The 15,147-nt window shown below is 66.5% G+C and carries 14 protein-coding genes and 3 tRNA genes; 14 read left to right on the plus strand and 3 right to left on the minus strand.

Annotated elements, in window-relative coordinates:
* Positions 1-14 precede the first annotated feature (14 nt).
* From queA to KYC_RS13410, 6 genes are all read left to right on the plus strand, one after another.
* The gene (gene queA / locus KYC_RS13385; protein WP_043518354.1) at positions 15-1,073 is read left to right on the plus strand and encodes a tRNA preQ1(34) S-adenosylmethionine ribosyltransferase-isomerase QueA; all 1,059 of its coding nucleotides are present in this window, start codon (positions 15-17) and stop codon (positions 1,071-1,073) included.
* Positions 1,070-2,206: a tRNA guanosine(34) transglycosylase Tgt gene (gene tgt, locus KYC_RS13390; protein WP_008163014.1), complete on the plus strand. Its 1,137-nt coding sequence runs from the start codon at positions 1,070-1,072 to the stop codon at positions 2,204-2,206. Before queA ends, tgt begins: the two co-directional genes overlap by 4 nt.
* 232 nt (positions 2,207-2,438) lie before the next feature.
* Positions 2,439-2,783, plus strand: coding sequence for a preprotein translocase subunit YajC (yajC, locus tag KYC_RS13395; RefSeq protein WP_008163017.1), 345 nt, complete (start codon positions 2,439-2,441; stop codon positions 2,781-2,783).
* 143 nt (positions 2,784-2,926) lie between these two features.
* Positions 2,927-4,807 (plus strand): protein translocase subunit SecD, encoded by a 1,881-nt coding sequence (secD, locus tag KYC_RS13400; RefSeq protein WP_008163019.1) that lies wholly within the window; start codon positions 2,927-2,929, stop codon positions 4,805-4,807.
* Between the two features lie 54 nt (positions 4,808-4,861).
* Positions 4,862-5,797, plus strand: coding sequence for a protein translocase subunit SecF (secF, locus tag KYC_RS13405; RefSeq protein WP_008163021.1), 936 nt, complete (start codon positions 4,862-4,864; stop codon positions 5,795-5,797).
* Positions 5,798-5,942: 145 nt separating this feature from the next.
* Complete coding sequence (locus KYC_RS13410) at positions 5,943-6,620, plus strand: VOC family protein (RefSeq protein ID WP_008163023.1); 678 nt, start codon at positions 5,943-5,945, stop codon at positions 6,618-6,620.
* An 88-nt stretch (positions 6,621-6,708) separates the two neighbouring features.
* On the opposite strand, the gene KYC_RS13415 is transcribed toward KYC_RS13410, so the two are convergent.
* Positions 6,709-7,476: a phosphatase PAP2 family protein gene (locus KYC_RS13415; RefSeq protein ID WP_008163025.1), complete on the minus strand. Its 768-nt coding sequence runs from the start codon at positions 7,474-7,476 to the stop codon at positions 6,709-6,711.
* A 170-nt stretch (positions 7,477-7,646) separates the two neighbouring features.
* On the opposite strand from KYC_RS13415, the gene miaB reads away from it, so the two are divergent.
* From miaB to lnt, 5 genes are all read left to right on the plus strand, one after another.
* Positions 7,647-9,089, plus strand: coding sequence for a tRNA (N6-isopentenyl adenosine(37)-C2)-methylthiotransferase MiaB (gene miaB / locus KYC_RS13420; protein ID WP_008163029.1), 1,443 nt, complete (start codon positions 7,647-7,649; stop codon positions 9,087-9,089).
* Positions 9,086-10,114, plus strand: coding sequence for a PhoH family protein (locus tag KYC_RS13425; protein WP_008163031.1), 1,029 nt, complete (start codon positions 9,086-9,088; stop codon positions 10,112-10,114). The genes miaB and KYC_RS13425 overlap by 4 nt, the downstream gene beginning before the upstream one ends.
* Positions 10,104-10,577: an rRNA maturation RNase YbeY gene (gene ybeY / locus KYC_RS13430; protein WP_008163033.1), complete on the plus strand. Its 474-nt coding sequence runs from the start codon at positions 10,104-10,106 to the stop codon at positions 10,575-10,577. Before KYC_RS13425 ends, ybeY begins: the two co-directional genes overlap by 11 nt.
* Before the next feature lie 155 nt (positions 10,578-10,732).
* The gene (locus KYC_RS13435; protein ID WP_043518330.1) at positions 10,733-11,623 is read left to right on the plus strand and encodes an HlyC/CorC family transporter; all 891 of its coding nucleotides are present in this window, start codon (positions 10,733-10,735) and stop codon (positions 11,621-11,623) included.
* The gene (lnt, locus tag KYC_RS13440) at positions 11,620-13,248 is read left to right on the plus strand and encodes an apolipoprotein N-acyltransferase (protein WP_008163036.1); all 1,629 of its coding nucleotides are present in this window, start codon (positions 11,620-11,622) and stop codon (positions 13,246-13,248) included. The genes KYC_RS13435 and lnt overlap by 4 nt, the downstream gene beginning before the upstream one ends.
* A gap of 7 nt (positions 13,249-13,255) precedes the next feature.
* On the opposite strand, the gene KYC_RS13445 is transcribed toward lnt, so the two are convergent.
* Both KYC_RS13445 and KYC_RS29455 read right to left on the minus strand, forming a co-directional pair.
* Complete coding sequence (locus KYC_RS13445; RefSeq protein WP_008163039.1) at positions 13,256-14,314, minus strand: aldo/keto reductase; 1,059 nt, start codon at positions 14,312-14,314, stop codon at positions 13,256-13,258.
* 24 nt (positions 14,315-14,338) lie between these two features.
* A complete protein-coding gene (locus KYC_RS29455) occupies positions 14,339-14,584 on the minus strand; it encodes a hypothetical protein (protein ID WP_139026512.1) in 246 nt (81 codons plus the stop codon).
* Positions 14,585-14,730: 146 nt separating this feature from the next.
* On the opposite strand from KYC_RS29455, the gene KYC_RS13450 reads away from it, so the two are divergent.
* The 3 genes from KYC_RS13450 (at position 14,731) to KYC_RS13460 (ending at position 15,055) form a co-directional block, all read left to right on the plus strand.
* A tRNA-Ala gene (locus KYC_RS13450) sits at positions 14,731-14,806 on the plus strand.
* 33 nt (positions 14,807-14,839) lie between these two features.
* Positions 14,840-14,915: transfer RNA gene (locus tag KYC_RS13455), tRNA-Glu, on the plus strand.
* A gap of 63 nt (positions 14,916-14,978) precedes the next feature.
* Positions 14,979-15,055 (plus strand) — tRNA-Asp (locus tag KYC_RS13460).
* Positions 15,056-15,147 lie beyond the last annotated feature (92 nt).

Here is a 15,147-nt window from a genome sequence, read left to right on the forward strand (position 1 = left end):
TCCCCGATACCCGCGTGACCCAGTCCTTCACCGTTTCCGATTTCGATTACGACCTGCCGCCCGAGCTCATCGCGCAGACGCCCGCCGCCGAACGCACGGGCAGCCGCCTGCTGCACCTGGACGACGCCAGCCAGCTGCACGACCGCCAGTTTGCCGACCTGACCGCGCTGCTGCGCCCGCACGACCTGCTGGTGTTCAACGACACGCGCGTCATCAAGGCGCGGCTGGCCGGCCACAAGATCACCGGCGGCAAGATCGAGGTGCTGGTCGAACGCATCACCGAACCCGACCGCGTCCTGGCCCACGTGCGCGCCAGCAAGTCGCCGGGCGCGGGCATGGTGCTGCGCCTGGCCGACGCCTTCGAGGCCACCGTGCTGGGCCGCGAGGGCGAACTGTTCGACATCCGCTTCCCGGGCCCCGTGCTCGAGCTGCTGGACGCGCACGGCGCCACCCCGCTGCCGCCCTACATCACGCACGCCGCCGACGCCGGCGACGACGACCGCTACCAGACGGTCTATGCGCGCGAGCCCGGCGCGGTGGCGGCCCCGACGGCGGGCCTGCACTTCGACCAGCCCACGCTGGACCGCCTGTCCGAACTGGGCGTGGCGCGCGCCTTCGTCACCCTGCACGTGGGCGCCGGCACCTTCCAGCCCGTGCGCGTGGACAACCTGGCCGACCACATCATGCACGCCGAATGGTTCACGGTGCCCCAGGCCACCGTGGACGCCATCGCCGCAGCCCGCGCCCAGGGCGGCCGCGTCATCGCCGTGGGCACCACCAGCGTGCGCGCGCTGGAATCCGCCGCCGCCCAGACCGAAGGGCGCACCGCCCCCGGCGCGCCGCTGGCCCCCGCCCAGGGCGACACGCGCCTGTTCATCACCCCCGGTTACCAGTACCGTGTCGTAGACGCCCTGGTCACCAACTTCCACCTTCCCCAGTCGACCCTGCTGATGCTGGTGTCGGCGCTGGCCGGCGTCGAACCCATCCGCCGCGCCTACGCCCACGCCGTCGCCCAGCGCTACCGCTTCTTCAGCTACGGCGACGCCATGTTCATCGAAACCCCCGCCCCATGACCGGACTGAACTTCGAACTGCTCGCTACCGACGGCGGCGCCCGCCGCGGCCGCATCACGCTGAACCACGGCGTGGTCGAAACCCCCATCTTCATGCCGGTAGGCACCTACGGCAGCGTCAAGGCGATGATGCCGCACGAGCTCAAGGAAATCGGCTCGCAGATCGTGCTGGGCAACACTTTCCATCTGTGGCTGCGCCCGGGCACGGAAATCATGGAAAAACACGGCGGGCTCCACGGCTTCATGCAGTGGGACAAGCCGATCCTGACCGACTCCGGCGGTTTCCAGGTGTTCAGCCTGCAGGGCATGCGCAAGATCACCGAGGAAGGCGTCAAGTTCGCCTCCCCCATCGACGGCGCGCGCCTCTTCCTGACGCCGGAAGAGTCCATGCGCATCCAACGCTCGCTCAATTCCGACATCGTCATGGTGTTCGACGAATGCACGCCCTATGAAATCGACGGCCGGCCCGCCACCGTCGAGGAAGCCGCGCGCTCGATGCGGATGTCGCTGCGCTGGGCCCGCCGCTCGCGCGAGGAATTCGACCGCCTGGGCAATCCCAATGCACTGTTCGGCATCGTCCAGGGCGGCATGTACGAGTCGCTGCGCGACGAATCGCTGGCCGGACTGCAGGACATCGGCTTTCACGGCTACGCCATCGGCGGCCTGTCGGTGGGCGAGCCCAAGGAAGACATGATGCGCATCCTGGCGCACGTGACGCCCAAGCTGCCCGCCCAAGCCCCGCGCTACCTGATGGGCGTGGGCACGCCCGAAGACCTGGTCGAGGGCGTGAGCCGCGGCGTGGACATGTTCGACTGCGTCATGCCCACCCGCAACGCCCGCAACGGCTGGCTGTTCACGCGCTTTGGCGACGTCAAGATCCGCAACGCCAAGTACCGCGACGATACCCGTCCGCTGGACCCGAGCTGCGGCTGCCACACCTGCGGCACCTTTTCGCGCGCCTACCTGCACCACCTGCAGCGCGCCAATGAAATCACCGGCGCGCGCCTGAACACGCTGCACAACCTGCACTTCTATCTGACTATCATGAAGGAAATGCGCGAGGCCATCGCCGAGGGCCGCTTCGACGCCTGGCGCGCCCAGTTCGCCGCGGACCGCGCCCGCGGGGTGGATTAGCCGGGGCAAAAAAACTGCCCCGGGGGGCTTTTTCTCCGGGGCTTTGCCCCCATTTGATCGGGCAGGTTGCCGCCAGACCGGCGAGCCGCCCGGCGCCGGGGATGGCGCCCTGCTTAAAGGCTGGCTATAACCTATATACAATAGTCGGCTTGCCCTATCCATGGCTCGCGCGGGGATGGGCGCATAAAAACATAGCGATAAACCCAAACAGACTCAAACGCAGGAGAATTCAATGTCCGTTATCGATACCGCCGGCCTCGTCGTGGCCCAGGCCGCCGCCCCCGAAGGCAATGCGCTGATGGGCATGCTGCCCATCATCCTGATGTTCGTGATCCTCTATTTCCTGATGATCCGTCCGCAGATGAAGCGCCAGAAGGAACACCGCAACCTGATCGCCGCGCTGGCCAAGGGCGACGAAGTCGTCACCGCCGGCGGCCTGCTCGGCAAGGTCACCAAGGTCAACGACAGCTACGTCACGGTCGAAGTCTCGGAACTGGCCGACAAGCCCGTCGAAGTGATCATGCAGAAGTCGTCGGTTTCGACCGTGCTGCCCAAGGGAACCATCAAGGCCCTGTAAGCGTCCCACAAGAGCCCCATCGGGGGCTTTTGTGCTTCGGGCCCGCACCGCCGCTGGCGGCGCAGGCTCCTGGCGCCTACCGCCGCCCGCGGCGTTCGACGCCCGGGCGGCCCTTTCATCTCTTTTACATGAAGTAGCCGGCAATGAACCGCTATCCCCTCTGGAAGTACATTACGGTCCTGGTCGCGGTCCTCATTGGCCTGCTGTACACGCTTCCCAACTTCTACGGCGAATCCCCCGCCGTGCAGGTCTCCAGCGCCAAGGCCACCATCAAGGTCGACACGTCCGTGCTGGCCCGCGTGGAGCAGATCCTGGCCGACGCCAAGATCCCCAACGACGGCGCCTATTTCGAACTGAACGGCACGCTCGGCACCGTTCGCGCCCGCTTCCCGTCGACCGACGTGCAGCTGCAGGCCCGCGACCTGATCGAAAAGTCCCTCAACACCGTTCCCGGCGATCCGCACTACACCGTGGCGCTGAACCTGCTGCCTGCGTCGCCGCCCTGGATGCGCGCGCTGGGCTGGTTCGCCCCCAAGCCCATGTACCTGGGCCTGGACCTGCGCGGCGGCGTGCACTTCCTGCTGCAGGTCGACATGCAGGGCGCGCTGACCGCCCGCTACGACTCGCTGGCCGCCGACGTGCGCTCGGTGCTGCGCGACCAAAAGGTCAACGTGGCCGGCGTCGAACGCTCGGGCATGGGCATCGCCGCCACCTTCGCCAACACGGACGACCGCGACCGCGCCATCTCGACGCTGCGCTCGCGCCTGCCCGACCTGGAATTCACCGAACGCGAAGAAAACGGCAAGCAGCTCCTGATGGGCGCCCTGAATCCGGCCGCCGTCACCCGCGTGCAAGATTCGGCGCTCAAGCAGAACATCAACACGCTGCACAACCGCATCAACGAACTGGGCGTGGCTGAACCTGTCATTCAGCAGCAGGGCTCGGACCGCATCGTGGTGCAGTTGCCCGGCGTGCAGGATGTGGCCAAGGCCAAGGAACTGCTGGGCCGCACCGCCACCCTCGAAATCCGCATGGTCGACGACTCGCCCGCCGCGCAGGCCGCGCTGCTGGGCAACACCGTTCCCTTCGGCCTTGAACGCTACAACGACCGCGACGGCCGTCCCATCCTGGTCCGCCGCCAGGTCATCCTGACCGGCGAAAACCTGCAGGACGCCCAACCCGGCCGCGATTCGCAGACCCAGCAGGCCGCCGTCCACCTGACGCTGGATTCCAAGGGCGCGCGCATCTTCCGCGACGTCACCCGCGACAACGTCAACAAGCGCATGGCCATCCTGCTGTTCGAAAACGGCAAGGGCGAAGTGGTCACGGCGCCGGTCATCCGCGGCGAAATCGCGGGCGGCCAGGTGCAGATTTCCGGCAGCATGAGCTCCGAGGAAGCCGCCGACACCGCCCTGCTGCTGCGCGCCGGCGCGCTGGCGGCGCCGATGTCCATCATCGAGGAACGCACCATCGGCCCGAGCCTGGGTGCGGACAACATCTCGAAGGGCTTCTACTCGACGCTGTACGGCTTCCTGGCGATCGCCGTATTCATCATCCTGTACTACCACCTGTTCGGCGTGTTCTCCACGATCGGCCTGACTTTCAACGTTCTGCTGCTGCTGGCCCTGCTGTCCATGCTTCAGGCCACGCTGACCCTGCCGGGCATCGCCGCTATCGCGCTGACGCTGGGCATGGCCATCGACTCGAACGTGCTGATCAACGAGCGCATACGGGAAGAACTACGGGCGGGCGCCTCGCCGCAGCAAGCCATCCATCAAGGCTTCGAACGCGCCTGGGGCACCATTCTTGACTCGAACCTCACCACGCTGATCGTGGGCCTGGCGCTGCTGGCCTTCGGTTCGGGCCCGATCCGGGGCTTCGCGGTGGTTCACTGCCTGGGCATCCTGACCTCGATGTTCTCGTCGGTCGTGGGCGTGCGCGCGCTGGCCAATCTGTACTACGGCCGCAAGAAGAAGCTCACCTCGATCTCCATCGGCGAAGTCTGGAAGCCGAAGGCAAACTGAAAATAGGGCGGACGGCGCAAGCCGTCCGCCACAGAAAAGAACCGAAGGCGAAAAATGGAATTTTTCCGGATTCACCGCACCATCCCGTTCATGCGCCATGCGCTGGTGCTGAACATCATCAGTCTCGTCACGTTCATCCTGGCGGTGTTCTTCATCGTCACGCGCGGCTTCCACCTGTCGATCGAATTCACCGGCGGCACGGTCATGGAAGTCAACTACGCCCAGACGGCGCAGCTTGAAAACGTGCGCGGCGTGGTCTCCAAGCTGGGCTACACCGATTTCCAGGTGCAGAACTTCGGCACCTCGCACGACGTCATGATCCGCCTGCCCCTGCAGGAAGGCCAGACGTCCGCCACCCAGAGCGAAACCGTCATGGCCGCGCTCAAGGCCGCCGACTCCGGCGTGGAACTGCGCCGCGTCGAATTCGTCGGCCCGCAGATCGGACAGGAACTGCTGCACAACGGCCTGATGGCGCTGCTGGTCGTGGTGATCGGCATCGTGATCTACCTGGGCTTCCGCTTTGAATGGAAGTTCGCCCTCGCCGGCGTGGTCGCCAACCTGCACGACGTGGTGATCATCCTGGGCTTCTTTGCCTTCTTCCAGTGGGAATTCTCGCTGTCGGTGCTGGCGGGCGTGCTCGCGGTGCTGGGCTACTCCGTGAACGAATCCGTGGTCATCATGGACCGGATCCGCGAGAACTTCCGCAAGTACCGCAAGGCGGACGTGCAGGAAGTCATCAACAGCGCCATCACGCAGACCATCTCGCGGACCATCATCACCCACGGTTCGACGCAGATGATGGTGCTGGCCATGCTGTTCTTCGGCGGCCCCACCCTGCACTATTTCGCCTTGGCGCTGACCATCGGCATCTGGTTCGGCATCTACTCGTCGGTGTTCGTCGCCGCCGCGCTGGCCATGTGGATGGGCGTCAAGCGCGAAGACCTGATCAAGCCGGTCAAGAAGGAAGGCGAGGAAGGCGAAGTCGCCTGATCAGCGCAAGGCCCCGCCCCGCAAAACCCGTCGCTCGCGACGGGTTTTTCTTTTGGGCGCACAAGCTGCGCGCCCCGCTCTCCCACGCCCCCCTTTTTTCCTGCTTGGGAGCGCATTCGTTCAAGAATTCGCTACCATCCCCACCATGAAACTCGCCATCGACCACATCGTCATCGCCGCAGCGGACCTGGACAGCGGCTCGGAGTACGTTGCCGGCATTCTGGGCATTGCGCCGCAAGGCGGCGGCGCGCATCCGCGCATGGGCACCCACAACCGCGTGCTGGGCATGGCGGACGGCGTCTACCTGGAAGTCATCGCCATTGATCCCGACGCGCCCCCGCCGACCCGCCCGCGCTGGTTCGGCCTGGACCAGGGCGACATCCGGGCCCGCCTGGAACAAGGTCCGTTCCTGGCCCACTGGGCGGCCAGGGTCGAAGCGCCGCTGGACCTGACGCGCATGCAGGCCGAACACCCGAACCGCATACCGCCCGCCATCCCCATGACGAGAGGCGACCTGCGCTGGCGCCTGACCGTGCCGGACGACGGCAGCCTGCCCGCCTGGCGCGAGGCCGGACACGAGGCCGGAGACGGCCTGCTGCCCACGCTGATCCAATGGGACGTGGACAACTACCCGGGCGTCAGCCTGCCGCGCCAGCCGCTCGCGCTGAAGCGGCTGACCGGCACGCATCCGCGCGCCGCGCTGCTGCGGCAGGGGCTGGCGTGGATGGGCGCGGACACCCTGATTGATGTCCTTCAGGCTGACGGCCCGCCGCGCCTGAGCGCGCAGATCGACACGCCCTCGGGGCTCAAGACGCTGGGCTGAAACCGCCGTCCCCGCCCGCGCGCTTCGCGGCGGGCAAAAAAAAAGGCCGCGGATCGTCCGCGGCCCCGTCTGGCTCCCGCCTGCAGGCTCAGCCCTTTTTCCACCAGCGCCAAGGCGCGCGCAGCGGCCATTGGTATTTGCTGCACAACACGCGCGGCGCCAGCACGTGCCCGATCAGCACGGCGATGCCGGCGGCGGTCATGACGTCGGACAGGTAGTGGTCCAGATTGACCAGCCGGCTGATGGCCACCAGCGCGGCCAGCAGCAGGAACACCCAGCGCCAGCGCGGCGCAAGAATGCCCAGCGTCACGGCCACCGCGAAGGCGGCGTAAGTGTGGCTGGAGGGAAAGGAATTGAATTGCTGCGCGCGCGAAAAGGATTCGCCCAATCCGTAGATGCCCTGTTCGAAAAACAGTTCGGGGCGCGCCCGCGCCACGGTGCGCTTGAGCACCAGCACGACCAGGCCGCCGAGGGCCATGGTGGACAACATCAGCAAGCTGCCGCGCGCCATCGCCGCGTAGCTCATGCGGAACGGATTGCTCCAGCCGCGCGCCAGCCCCACCAGGCCGACCACGTAAAAGGCCAGCGCCATGACGATGTAATGGCCGGCTTCGCCCAGTTCGCCCACCCACTCGAAAGACTGGTCGACGCCTTTCGACACCGATTTCTGTATCCAAACGGCCAGGGGCAAGTCGACCCACAGCGCGCAAGCGGCGGCGGCAAGCGCCAGCCCGGCGCCCAGAAGCGCCCAGACGGACGCCGGATAGGGATTGCGATACTCGTCCGGGACTGGGAAGCCGGCCCGGCCATCAATGGCGGGAGCGGCTACCGGAGGCGTTATGCGATTGGAAGTCATCAGTGCCGCTCGGGAGAAAGAACAAATGTTACCGCAGCCGGGAAGGCGGGCGCGCGCTATGGTAACGGCCCGCGCGCTCCACACCAAGAAACAATTTCCGCGCAAGGGTTAAAATCCGCTCTTTCCCATCTTTCCTGCCCCCGGGATCTACACCCGTTACGGCGACCACCATGCAAGAAACTTCCCTCAAGCGCGCGGGCAATGTCCGCGACGGCGGCCCGGCCGCCCTGCCCTCGGCCGACACCAGCGTCGGCTCCCCTCGCAAGCTCTACATCCGCACCTTCGGCTGCCAGATGAACGAGTACGACTCGGACAAGATGGCCGACGTGCTGCGCGAAGACCAGGGCGGGCTGGAACTCACCGACAACCCCGAAGAAGCGGACGTCATCCTGTTCAACACCTGTTCGGTGCGTGAAAAAGCCCAGGAAAAGGTGTTTTCTGACCTGGGCCGCGTGCAGCACCTGAAGAAGACCAATCCGAACCTGGTGATCGGCGTGGGCGGCTGTGTGGCCAGCCAGGAAGGCGAGGCCATCGTCAAGCGCGCGCCATACGTCGACGTGGTGTTCGGGCCGCAGACCCTGCACCGCCTGCCCGACCTGATCAAGCGCCGCCGCGACGAAGGCCGCTCGCAGGTCGACATCAGCTTCCCGGAAATCGAAAAGTTCGACAACATGCCGCCTCCGCGCGTGGACGGCGCCACGGCGTTCGTGTCCATCATGGAAGGCTGTAGCAAGTACTGCAGCTTCTGCGTCGTGCCCTACACGCGCGGCGAGGAAGTCTCGCGCCCGTTCGACGACGTGCTGATCGAAGTCGCCGACCTGGCCGACCAGGGGGTCAAGGAAGTCACGCTGCTGGGCCAGAACGTGAACGCCTACCGCGGCCGCATGGCCGACTCGGACGAGATCGCCGATTTCGCCATGCTGCTGGAATACGTGCATGAAATCCCCGGCATCGAGCGCATCCGCTACACCACGTCGCACCCCAAGGAAATGACCCAGCGCATGGTCGACGCCTACGCCAGGCTGCCCAAGTTGGTCTCCTTCCTGCACCTGCCGGTGCAGGCGGGCAGCGACCGCGTGCTGGCCGCCATGAAGCGCGGCTACACGACGCTGGAATTCAAATCCGTCGTGCGCCGCCTGCGCGCCGCCCGCCCCGACCTGACGCTGTCCTCGGACTTCATCGTGGGCTTCCCTGGCGAAACCGAGGAAGATTTCGAAAAGACGATGAAACTGATCGAGGACGTCGGCTTCGACACCTCGTTCTCGTTCGTGTATTCGCGCCGCCCGGGCACGCCCGCCGCCGACCTGACCGACGACACCCCGCAGGACGTGAAGCTGCGCCGCCTGCAGCGCCTGCAGGCGCTGATCAACGAGCAGGCGGCGACGATCGCCCGCAACATGGTCGGCACCCGCCAGCGCCTGCTGGTGGAAGGCCCCTCGCGCCGCGATCCGAACGAACTCATGGGCCGCACCGAAAACAACCGCATCGTGAACTTCCCCGCGCCCGCGCGGCTCATCGGACACATGGTCGACGTCATCATCACCGAGGCGCACACGAACTCGTTGCGCGCCCGCGTGGCCGACGTGGACCGCACTTCCCAAGAGGCTGAATGACCACACCCCGCTCCCGCGCGCGTCGCAGCATGCCCGCCGTCGTCACCCTGGACGGCGACAACACCCACCTGGCCAATCTCTGCGGGCCGCTGGACGAAAACCTGCGGCAGCTTGCCGACGGAATGCGCGTCAAGCTGTCGCGCCGCGGCAGCCGCGTCACGATCGAAGGCGAACTGGCCGAACTGGCCAGCCGCGTGCTGCGCCGCTTCCACGAGCAGGCCGTGCACCGCGCCCTGTCGGTTGACGACATCCAGCTGGGCCTCGTCGAGATCGGCGTAGGCCGCCAGGAAGAACAGCTCAAGCAGGAACAGGCCGCTCAGGAACTGGACGCGCTGCCCCCCCTGGACGACGAAAGCGACGGCATCGCGCTGCGCACCCGGCGCAGCGATCTGCGCCCGCGCACGCCGCGCCAGCGCGATTACCTGAACAACATCCTCAAGCACGACATCACCTTCGGCGTCGGCCCCGCCGGCACCGGCAAGACCTGGCTGGCCGTGGCCTGCGCGATCGACGCGATGGAGCGCGACACGGTGCAGCGCCTGGTGCTGACCCGCCCCGCCGTCGAGGCCGGCGAGCGCCTGGGCTTCCTGCCTGGCGACCTGGCCCAGAAGGTCGACCCCTACCTGCGCCCCCTGTACGACGCGCTGTACGACCTGATGGGCTTCGAAAAGGTCCAGCGCCTGTTCGAGAAGCAGACCATCGAGATCGCCCCGCTGGCCTACATGCGCGGCCGCACGCTGAACCACGCCTTCGTCATCCTGGACGAAGCGCAGAACACCACGCCGGAACAAATGAAGATGTTCCTGACGCGGATCGGCTTCGGCAGCAAGGCCGTCATCACCGGGGACCCCTCCCAGGTGGACCTGCCGCGCGGACAGGACAGCGGCCTGGCCCACGCCGTGAAGGTGCTGCACGACGTGCAGGGCATCGCCACCACCCGATTCACCAGCCGCGATGTCGTGCGCCACCCGTTGGTGGCCCGCATCGTCGACGCCTACGACCGCGCTGCCGAAAATGACGCCTGATCTGTCCCTGTCCGTCCAGTACGGCGTGCAGGAAGCGCGCCTGCCCCGCTGGCGTCTGCGCCGCTGGGCCGAGCGCGCGCTCGCCGGCGCCGCCGAGGACGGCCTGGTCGATTTTTCCGCGGCGGAACTCAGCCTGCGGCTGGTCGGTACGGCCGAAGGCCGGAAGCTGAACCGCGAGTTCCGCGGACGCGACTACGCCACCAATGTGCTGACCTTCGAATACGGCGTGGACCCGCTGGGCGTCGCCCGCGGCGACATCGTCATGTGCGTGCCGGTGCTGGTGCGCGAGGCCCGCGAACAGCGCAAGGACCTGCTGGATCACGCCGCCCACCTGACCATCCACGGAGTGCTGCACGCCCTGGGCTATGACCACATCAAGGCCCGCGACGCCAAGCGCATGGAAGCGCTGGAGACCGCCACGCTGGCCCGGATCGGCATCGCCGACCCCTACGTCGCGGCCTGAGCCCGGGACCATCGGGTCTACCCTGAGAAATTGCCGGAAAATGGCGTGCAGCAAGGCGCAGATCGCGTCGGTTGCGTCCATTTTCAGGCTGCCGGTTACAAGTTGGAAGCCAGTATCGGTTATGCTGGCTGCTCCATAACTTGTCCTCCCGGACGATGTCTGACCCTTACCCTGCTCCCGAAGCGACGCCCGCTCGCTCAGCCAAACCCGCCACCAAATCCCTTCTAGACCGCCTGCTTTCCCTCGTGCGCCGCGAGCCCGAGGACCGCGAAGGCATCAAGGCCGTCCTGGAAGCCGCGCACGAACGCCAGTTGCTCGACGCGGAGTCGTACAAGATGATCAAGGGCGCGCTCGCCGTGTCCGAAGGCACTGTCGGCGACATCATGGTCCCGCGCTCGCGCATGGACCTGCTCGACGTCACGCAGCCCATCCCCTATCTCGTGGCCTCGGTGATCGAAACCGCGCATTCGCGGTTCCCCGTCTACGAAGGCGACCGCGACAACATCATCGGCATCCTGCTGGCCAAGGACCTGCTGCGCTGCATGCTGGAACCCGGCATCGACGTGCGCTCCCTGGTCCGCCCCGCCGTTTTCATCCCGGAATCCAAGCGCCTGAACGTGCTGCTGCATGAGTTCCGCGCCAGCCGCAACCACCAGGCCATCGTCATCGACGAGCATGGCGGCATCTCCGGACTGGTCACGATGGAAGACGTGCTGGAACAGATCGTCGGCGACATCGAAGACGAATTCGACGAAACCGAGGAAGACTCCATCTTCCCCGAAGGCGAAAACCAGTGGCGCGTCCTGGCGGCCACCGACATCTCGCATTTCAACGATGTGTTCGGCTGCACGCTGCCGGACGACGAATACGACAGCGTCGGCGGATGGATGGGCGGCCAGCTGGGCCGCATCCCGCGCCGCGGCGACCACGCCGAATTCGAAGGGCTGCGCATGGAAGTGGCGCGCGGCGACGCGCGCCGCGCCATCTGGCTGCGCGTCAAGCGCATCGCCCCCGCCCAATCCGCGCCGCCCGCCGACGACGCATGACCAGTACCCCGCGCGGCCGTATCCTGCGCGGCGCCGCCGGCCTGGTGCTGGCGGGCGCCGTCCATGCCCTGACCTTCGCCCCCGGCCCGCTGCCCGGCTGGGCGCTGGCGATCGTCCAGATCCTGGCGCTGGCCATTCTTGCCCGAGTCACCCTGTACGCCCCGTCCGCCAGGCAGGCGTGGCTGCGCGGCTGGCTGTTCAGCTTTGCCAGCTATGCGCTGGGCCTGTACTGGATCTTCATCAGCCTGCACCGCTACGGCGACCTGGCCGCGCCGCTGGCCGTGGCCGCCGTGCTGGCGCTGTCGGCCTTTCTTGCCCTCTTTCCCGCCACCGCCACTGCGCTGGCGCGGCGCTATGCGCCGCTGGCGCCCGACTCGGCCCCGTCCCGCATCCTGTCCGGCACGCTGGCCTGGGCCGCGATGTGGGCCGCGTTCGAATGGCTGCGCGCGGTGCTGCTTACCGGCTTCCCCTGGCTGAACATCGGCTATGCGCAGGTCGACAGCCCGATCGCGGGCTGGGCGCCGCTGCTGGGCATGCACGGCATGGCCTTCCTGGCTGCGTTCGTCGCCGCCGCCGTGGCCAGCCTGTGGCAACCCTCGCGCAGGGCCGGTCCCGGGCCGCGCCATGCGCTGGCCGCCGGCGTCGCGCTGGCCCTGGCGGCCGCGGGCTGGCCGCTGTCCCGCATCGACTGGTCCGCGCCCGTCGGCGATCCGCTGAACGTGCGCCTCGTCCAGGGCAACATCGGCCAGTCCCAGAAATTCGATCCCGCGCTGCTCGACCAGAGTCTGATGCGCCACCTGGAGCTGACGGCCATGCCGCCGCCGGCCGGCGTGCCCGCTCCGCAACTGGTGATCCTGCCCGAAACCGTGCTGCCCATCTTCCAGGACCAGCTCGACCCGCGCATCTGGGAAGCCTGGCGCAACCTGGCCGGCCAGCGCAACACCGTCATCGCGATGGGCGTGCCGCTGCACGACCGCGTGAACGGCCGCGACCGCTACACCAACAGCGTCATGGGATTCGACGGCGCCACGCCGGTTGAACAGCTTGTGGCCGGCAACCCCGCCATGCGCTACGACAAGCGCCACCTGGTGCCCTGGGGCGAATATGTGCCGCCGGGATTCCACTGGTTCGTCGACATGCTGAACATCCCGCTGGGCGATTTCGACCGCGGCGCCGAGCGCCAGACGCCCTTTGCCGTCGGCGGCCAGCACATCGCCTTCAACATCTGCTACGAAGACCTTTTCGGACCCGACCTGCTGCCCGCGCTGCAGCCCGGCCCGAACGGCGAACCCGGCGCGACCATCCTGGTGAACGTCAGCAACCTGGGCTGGTTCGGCGACACCTGGGCCTTGCGCCAGCATCTGCAGATCGGACGCCTGCGCACCATCGAAACGGCGCGCCCCATGCTTACGGCAACCAACACGGGCATTACCGCGGCCATCGACGCCAAGGGCCGCGTGGCCGCCCAGCTTGCGCCGCTGCAGGCCGGCGTGCTGCCGGTGTCGGTGCAGGGCATGACGGGGCTGACCCCGTACGCGCGCTTCGGCGACAAGACCGCCCTGGCCCTGATCGGCCTGGCGCTGATCGCCGCAATGGGCAGCGCCCGCCGCACGCGCAGGCCCTGACGGGGTTTCAGGAAAACAGGTTCGCGGGCAGCGAATCGTCTTCCGCGATGGGCGGGCGCAGCGGTCCGGCGCCCGCGCCCGTCAGTTCGATCGCATCCGCGATCGCCTGCAGGTCCTCGGCATCCAGTTCCAGTTCCGCCGCGCCGATCAGGCCATCGACCTGGGCCGCGCTGCGTGCGCCCAATATCGCGCCCGTCACGCCCGGCCATGCCAGCGTCCATGCGGCCGCCACCGCCGCCACCGTGGCGCCATGACGCTCCGCGATGGGCTTGAAGGCGTCGGCCAGGGCCAGATTGCGTTCAAGGTTCGGCGGCTTGAATTCCGCGTGGCGCGCCCGCCAGTCGTCCTGCGGCAGGGCCTGCGCCCGTTCGCGGGTGAATTTGCCGGTAAGCAGGCCTGACTGCATCGGGCTGTAGACGATCACGCCCGTGCCGTGCGAGGCGCACCACGGGAGCAGATCGCCGCCCGCGGCGCGCTGGATCGCCGAGAACGGGGGCTGCAACGTATCCACATGCCCCAGGAGTTCGGCGGCCTGAAGCTGCGCAAGATTGTGGTTGGACAGGCCGACGGCCCTGACCTTGCCGGCCTGCTTCAGGTCCAGCAGTTCCTGCCAGTACGCATCCAGCGGCGTGCCGTCGCCGGCCGGCCAGTGCATCTGGTACAGGTCGATGCGTTCGACGCCGAGGCGGCGCAGCGAACCTTCGAGTTCGCGCCGGATGCTGGACGGCGCGCCCGTGCGCCGCGGCATGGCCTGCGGCTGTTCGGCCGACCAGGTCAGCCCGCACTTGGTGAAGACGTAGGGCCGTTCGTGCGGCGCCATCTGCGCCAGGGCCTGGCGCACGATCTCTTCGGAATGGCCCAACTTGTATACCGCCGCCGTGTCGATCCAATTGACGCCACGGTCCACGGCATGGCGGATCGCGGCGATGGACGCGGCATCGTCCTGCGGCCCCCATCCCACCGCCCAACCGTTGCCGCCCATCGCCCAGGCGCCCAGGCCGATGCGCGTGATATCCATGCCGCTGCGTCCTAGCGCGCGCGTGGGAAACGAGGTCTTGTTGCTCATGGCGAATGGCTCATGGAGAAATGCTCATGAAGAGGAGGATCCGAAGCGGATGCCGCTGGCCTTGCGCGGCGCGGCGGCCGTCAACCCCGCACAAAAAAAATACACGGCCGGACGATTTTTTTCCCGTCCACGATAGCATCTGCACAAGCCTTTGATTTTGTTGAATTCTGCATCAATCGACACCTTGTTTGATCTCCTGAATTCACCCGAAAATCCACGCAAAAAGACCATCGCACCCTCTTTTTTCGCATCTTTTTTGCTTTTTGCCATGAAGCGACTTGCACACCCCATTTAGTTCGTGCATAATCTCGTTTCTTCGCCAACGGCACTAAACAAAACCGGCAACGAAACTGCAAAAACACCCCGTAAAACGTGTGTTTGAGCCAGTGGAAATTGATCGGCTTGATTAGCGAAACGGGGGTATAGCTCAGCTGGGAGAGCGCTTGCATGGCATGCAAGAGGTCAGCGGTTCGATCCCGCTTACCTCCACCAGTCCAAAGCGAAGAGCAGTACGGAAAGTCCAAAGTCCCCTTCGTCTAGAGGCCTAGGACATCACCCTTTCACGGTGAGTACAGGGGTTCGAATCCCCTAGGGGACGCCAGCTTATCTGGCAGCAGTAGTAGTGATGCAGTTGAAGTGACAAAGTAGTTGAGTAAGCCGCTGCGGAGCGGTAGTTCAGTTGGTTAGAATACCGGCCTGTCACGCCGGGGGTCGCGGGTTCGAGCCCCGTCCGCTCCGCCAAAAGCTCTCTCGCTCAGAGTCTTTCAAGAGCTCCGTTTTCGGGGCTTTTTTGTTTTATATAGTGTGAGACCTTGTTGTCTGAAGTTTGGGGC

The organism is Achromobacter arsenitoxydans SY8, assembly GCF_000236785.1.
GTDB classification, from domain to species: Bacteria; Pseudomonadota; Gammaproteobacteria; order Burkholderiales; family Burkholderiaceae_B; genus Achromobacter; species Achromobacter arsenitoxydans.

Excerpts from the sequence above, each read along its gene's own strand:
- tgt (WP_008163014.1), top strand. The coding sequence starts at position 1,070 with ATGACCGGACTGAACTTCGAACTGCTCGCTACCGACGGCGGCGCCCGC.
- yajC (WP_008163017.1), top strand. The coding sequence starts at position 2,439 with ATGTCCGTTATCGATACCGCCGGCCTCGTCGTGGCCCAGGCCGCCGCC.
- secD (WP_008163019.1), top strand. The coding sequence starts at position 2,927 with ATGAACCGCTATCCCCTCTGGAAGTACATTACGGTCCTGGTCGCGGTC.
- secF (WP_008163021.1), top strand. The coding sequence starts at position 4,862 with ATGGAATTTTTCCGGATTCACCGCACCATCCCGTTCATGCGCCATGCG.
- KYC_RS13410 (WP_008163023.1), top strand. The coding sequence starts at position 5,943 with ATGAAACTCGCCATCGACCACATCGTCATCGCCGCAGCGGACCTGGAC.
- KYC_RS13415 (WP_008163025.1), bottom strand. The coding sequence starts at position 7,476 with ATGACTTCCAATCGCATAACGCCTCCGGTAGCCGCTCCCGCCATTGAT.
- miaB (WP_008163029.1), top strand. The coding sequence starts at position 7,647 with ATGCAAGAAACTTCCCTCAAGCGCGCGGGCAATGTCCGCGACGGCGGC.
- KYC_RS13425 (WP_008163031.1), top strand. The coding sequence starts at position 9,086 with ATGACCACACCCCGCTCCCGCGCGCGTCGCAGCATGCCCGCCGTCGTC.
- ybeY (WP_008163033.1), top strand. The coding sequence starts at position 10,104 with ATGACGCCTGATCTGTCCCTGTCCGTCCAGTACGGCGTGCAGGAAGCG.
- KYC_RS13435 (WP_043518330.1), top strand. The coding sequence starts at position 10,733 with ATGTCTGACCCTTACCCTGCTCCCGAAGCGACGCCCGCTCGCTCAGCC.
- lnt (WP_008163036.1), top strand. The coding sequence starts at position 11,620 with ATGACCAGTACCCCGCGCGGCCGTATCCTGCGCGGCGCCGCCGGCCTG.
- KYC_RS13445 (WP_008163039.1), bottom strand. The coding sequence starts at position 14,314 with ATGAGCAACAAGACCTCGTTTCCCACGCGCGCGCTAGGACGCAGCGGC.
- KYC_RS29455 (WP_139026512.1), bottom strand. The coding sequence starts at position 14,584 with ATGGCAAAAAGCAAAAAAGATGCGAAAAAAGAGGGTGCGATGGTCTTT.